Source organism: Bradyrhizobium sp. UFLA01-814 (assembly GCF_046718885.1).
Taxonomy (GTDB): domain Bacteria; phylum Pseudomonadota; class Alphaproteobacteria; order Rhizobiales; family Xanthobacteraceae; genus Bradyrhizobium; species Bradyrhizobium elkanii.
Genome location: NZ_JAQOSR010000316.1, coordinates 1 through 4475 on the forward strand (window position 1 = coordinate 1; position 4475 = coordinate 4475).

General features: G+C 63.1%; 5 protein-coding genes. 4 read left to right on the plus strand and 1 reads right to left on the minus strand.

Translation table 11 applies throughout. The features are described 5' to 3' along the window. Positions 1–430: 430 nt before the first annotated feature. Complete coding sequence (locus tag PMN64_RS42195; RefSeq protein ID WP_304496360.1) at positions 431–880, minus strand: cupin domain-containing protein; 450 nt, start codon at positions 878–880, stop codon at positions 431–433. A gap of 182 nt (positions 881–1062) precedes the next feature. On the opposite strand from PMN64_RS42195, the gene PMN64_RS42200 reads away from it, so the two are divergent. From PMN64_RS42200 to PMN64_RS42215, 4 genes are all read left to right on the plus strand, one after another. Next, a complete protein-coding gene (locus PMN64_RS42200; RefSeq protein WP_304496359.1) occupies positions 1063–2088 on the plus strand; it encodes an ABC transporter substrate-binding protein in 1026 nt (341 codons plus the stop codon). A 12-nt stretch (positions 2089–2100) separates the two neighbouring features. Further along, positions 2101–2802, plus strand: coding sequence for an NUDIX hydrolase (locus PMN64_RS42205; protein ID WP_411785031.1), 702 nt, complete (start codon positions 2101–2103; stop codon positions 2800–2802). A gap of 15 nt (positions 2803–2817) precedes the next feature. Then, positions 2818–3582, plus strand: a complete 765-nt coding sequence (locus tag PMN64_RS42210) for a substrate-binding domain-containing protein (protein ID WP_411785032.1) — start codon at positions 2818–2820, stop codon at positions 3580–3582. 176 nt (positions 3583–3758) lie between these two features. Next, on the plus strand, positions 3759–4475 hold a 717-nt coding region (locus tag PMN64_RS42215; RefSeq protein ID WP_411785033.1), incomplete at its 3' end, for an ABC transporter substrate-binding protein.

The following is a 4475-nucleotide window of genomic DNA, read 5'->3' on the forward strand; positions in this document are numbered from 1 at the left end:
GGTGCCGACATCATCGGCTCCGCATCTGCGCGCGATGTCCTTGATCAGCTCCGATGAAACCGGGACGTCGCGGACCGGTTCGCTGCTGCGCGCGCGCACCGCCCTGACCGTGGGATGATCGTCCAGGCTCATGGTTCCTGCTCTTTATAAATGACGATCGTCATATTATGGAGTGAGCGGACGCGGGGCAAGTGAATTATCTGTCAAGCGTCGTGTCATGGAACCCGGCAGTTGTGCGCCTGACAAATATGCTATGCGTCGATTGAGCCCTGCAAGCTCCGTCATCCTGAGGTGCGAGCGGAGCGAGCCTCGAAGGATGAATCGGCCCGGCTGGTGGCCGTCGACCCTTCGAGGGCCGCTGAAGAAGCGGCCGCCTCAGGGTGACGATGCTTGTATGACCCTTCTCGCGATGACGGCGAACGGGCCGTAATCAATCCAGCAGTTTGGTATCATCCGGCGCCTGCGGCGGCGTCTTGATTGCGATGGCCTTGATGGCACGGCCGTTCGGCTTGGTGCCGCCATGCGGCGTGCCCTTGGGGATCACGATCAGGTCGCCCGGCTTCACCGTCACTTCCTTGTCGCCGAGCCAGACCGTGCCGGTGCCTTCGAGGACGAACTGCATCTCGTTGGTGTTGGGATGCATGTGCTTCGGCACATTGCCGTCCTGGATCGAGACGGTGGCGCCGTCGGCGGAGACGAACATCTTGGAACGGAAGCCGACCTTGTTGGCGTCGCCGAGCTTGTCGCCCTCCATCTCGCCGGTGTGGATGACCTGCGCCGTGATGTTCTCGGCGGCGAGCGCCGGCCGCAGCACATGGGTGACGCCACAGCCCGCGGCAAAGGCGGCAGCGATCGACAGCGCGGTTGCAATACGATTCATGAAGACCTCCCTTGATGTTTCCCCTGAAGTATTCTTGGTGCTTCTAGCTTTGGCGCTTCTTCGGCGTTTTCTTGTAGCCACGATGCTATGCTGCAGCCGCTGGCTTGACCAGCTGTCGGAAAGTCGCCTTCTCAAGACCTCCCGGCTCCTCTATCTTGCCGGGCAGTCGAACGGAGGACGTCATGAACAAACTGCTTGGCAAGCTTGCCGGAATGCTGTTGGCGCTGACCCTGTCCACGGGCCTTGCCGCGGCGCAAAGCAAGATCACCATCGCGGTCGGGGGCGGCGCCTGCCTGTGCTATCTGCCCACCGTGCTGGCCAAGCAGCTTGGCGAATATGACAAGGCCGGGCTTGCGGTCGAACTGGTCGATCTCAAGGGCGGCTCGGACGCGCTCAAGGCCGTGCTCGGCGGCAGCGCCGATGTCGTCTCCGGCTATTTCGACCACTGCGTCAATCTCGCGGCCAAGAAGCAGGAGCTGCAGGCCTTCGTGGTCTATGACCGCTATCCCGGCCTCGTGCTCGTTGTTTCGCCGAAGCATACCGGCGAGATCAACTCGATCAAGGATCTCGCCGGCAAGAAGGTCGGCGTCAGCGCGCCGGGCTCCTCGACCGACTTTTTCTTGAAGTATCTGCTCAAGAAGAACGGCCTCGATCCGGCCGGCACCGCCGTGATCGGCGTCGGTCTCGGCGCGACGGCGGTCGCGGCGATGGAGCAGGGCCAGATCGACGCTGCCGTGATGCTCGATCCTGCCGTCACCGTGCTGCAGGGCAGCTACAAGGACCTCAAGATCCTCAGCGACACCCGCACCCAGCACGACACGCTTGCGGTGTTCGGCGGCGAATATCCCGGCGGCGCACTGTATTCGACCGCGGCCTGGGTCAACGGCCACGAGAAGGAGGTGCAGGCGCTGACCAATGCGATCATGGCGACGCTGGCCTGGATCCACTCGCACAGCGCCGAAGACATCATGGCCAAGATGCCGGACGAGATCGTCGGCAAGGACAAGGCGCAGTATCTCGCGGCGCTGAAGAACACGATCCCGATGTATTCCGAGACCGGCAAGATGGACCCCAAGGGTGCGGAGGCGGTGCTCGCGGTGTTCAGCGAGGGCTCGCCCGATGTGGCGAAGGCCGGCATCGACGTCACCAAGACCTACACCAACAAGTTCGTCGATCAGGCCAAGAAGACCACCGGAAGCGGAAAGTAAACGCGTACGGACATGCAGTCTCCGCTCATTTGTCGTGTCACCGCGCTCGACCTTGCCTTGCAGCGGCGTCCTTGGCCGTTCGCGGACGAGCGGCGTGCCGAGATTGACGCGCATTTCGCCGAGCAGCAGCGGCTGAACCCGAACCTGTGGAACGGCCGCGTGCTGCTCGGACGCGATCCGGTCTTCGCCGGCGAACGGCTCAGCGCGAGCTATTTCGAGACCGATTTCGCCAGCTTCCTCGCCTGGCGCGACTGGGGCTTTCCGGACAGCGAGGTGTTCAACGGTTTCGGCATGGGGGCGCTGCTCGCCAGCGACGGCGCCTTCGTGTGCGGGGTGATGGGCGAGCAGACCGCGAATGCCGGACGTATCTATTTCCCGTCAGGGACGCCCGATCTCGACGATATCAGGGGCGAGACGGTGGATATCGCCGGCAGCGTGATGCGCGAACTCGAGGAGGAGACGGGACTGTTGCCGTCGGATTGCCGCCGCGACGCCGACTGGCACTGCATCTACACCGGGCCTGCGCTTGCGATGATGCAGATCCTGCGCGTCGATATGCCCGGTGACGCGCTGCGTGCGCGGATCGAGGCCAATCTCGCATGCCAGGCAAATCCCGAGCTTGCCGGCATCTATCTGGTGCGCAGCCGCGCCGATCTCACTCCCGCAATGCCGCGTTTCGTCACCGCGTTCATCGAGACGCAGCTGCCGGCCTAGGCAAAGGAATGCGCAATGATCGAGCAAGCCACCGCTGCCGCTGCATTGACACCGGCAATCGCCGATGGCGCCAAAACGATCAAGGTCATCATTTCGGGTGGATTCGCCGCGGTCTACCGCGACGTGCTGCCTGAATTCGAGCGAAGCACGGGCATCAGGGTGGAGACTGGATCTGGCGCGTCGGAGGGCACCGGTCCGAAGACGATCAGGCACCAGCTTGCGCACGGCACCAAAGCGGACGTGGTTATACTTTCGCGCGAGGGACTTCGAAGTCTGACCGAAGACGGCCGAATTCGTGCGGGGTCGGAAGCAGGACTGGCGACGGCACCTTTGGCCGCGCCGGTTCGAGCAGGCTCTCGCAAGCCGGACATCGGCAATGATGTCGCGCTCAGGAAAGCCTTGATCGAGGCCGGCGAGGTGGTGGCGCCGAGCAGCACGAGCGGACAGTACGTCCGCGACAAGGTTTTCCCCAGGCTGAACTTGCCGGACACGGTCAGGCTCACCCTCGAGGCGCGCGGAACCGAGGCGGCCGAAGCGCTGAGAGCAGGCAAGGCAAATCTCTCGATCGGTCCGACCAGCGAACTGGTTCAGGAGAGCGGCATCGAAGTTGTCGGTCTGCTGCCGTCGGATCTCCAGCTGGTCCAGACCTTCACGGCCGCGATCGTCAGCGACGCGCAGGCGCCGGAAGCAGCCAAGCGCCTGATCGATTTTCTTTCCCTGGACAGCGATATTTTGCTCGCGGCCATCAAACGGGCCGGCATGGAACGGCCCCGCGGATAAATTGCCGCCGCCAACCGCACGCCCGAGCACCGTGCGTCGGCAGCGTTCCGCCGAAACTTTGCGCAAGCCTGCGCGGTGCGGACGCAGCCATCGCGCTTGACATCATCGGCCGCTCCCCCTGTGATAGGGCGGCACGACAACAAAAAATGCAGTGCACAATCTCTGGGGAGGGATTCATGCCGGTCAGGAGGGCTGCCCGCTGGCTTGCGGGTCTATCTGTCGCGCTTGCGGCGCTTGGTGTGGCCAATGCAGCGCATGCGCAGGACAAGAAGATCAAGATCGGCGTGATCTTTGATTTGACCGGTCCGCTGGCCGGCGGCGGCTCCGAGCTGCAATACACCGGCGTCAAGATCATGCTCGACCATTACGCCAAGACCGGCGTCGAGGGTTACAAGGTCGAGGCCGTCTATGCCGACGCGCAGAGCAAGCCCGACATCGCGATCAACGAGGCCGTCCGCCTGCTCGAACAGGAGAAGGTCGACATGGTAATGGGCTTCTTCTCCTCGGCGCAATGCGTGCCGGTGTCGGCGCGGGTCGAGCAGATGAAGAGGTTCATGTGGATCACGACTTGCATTTCCTCCGGCGTGTTCGACGGCAAGAACTACAAATACGTGTTCCGTCCGCAGGCCGCCGGCAACCAGTACGGCATGATGACGACCGACTTCATCGCGCAATACTCCATGTCCAAGTTCGGCAAGGAACCGAAGGACCTCCGCGTCGCCATCATCCATGAGGACGGCGCCTATGGCGTCGACGTCTCCAAGGGCAATGAGGCCGGTGCCAAGAAGGCCGGCTTCAACATCGTGCTCAAGGAGGGCTATTCGGCGACCGCGCCCGATCTGTCGGCGCTGGTCACGAAGCTGAAGCGCGCAAAGCCCGACGTGATCTTCCAC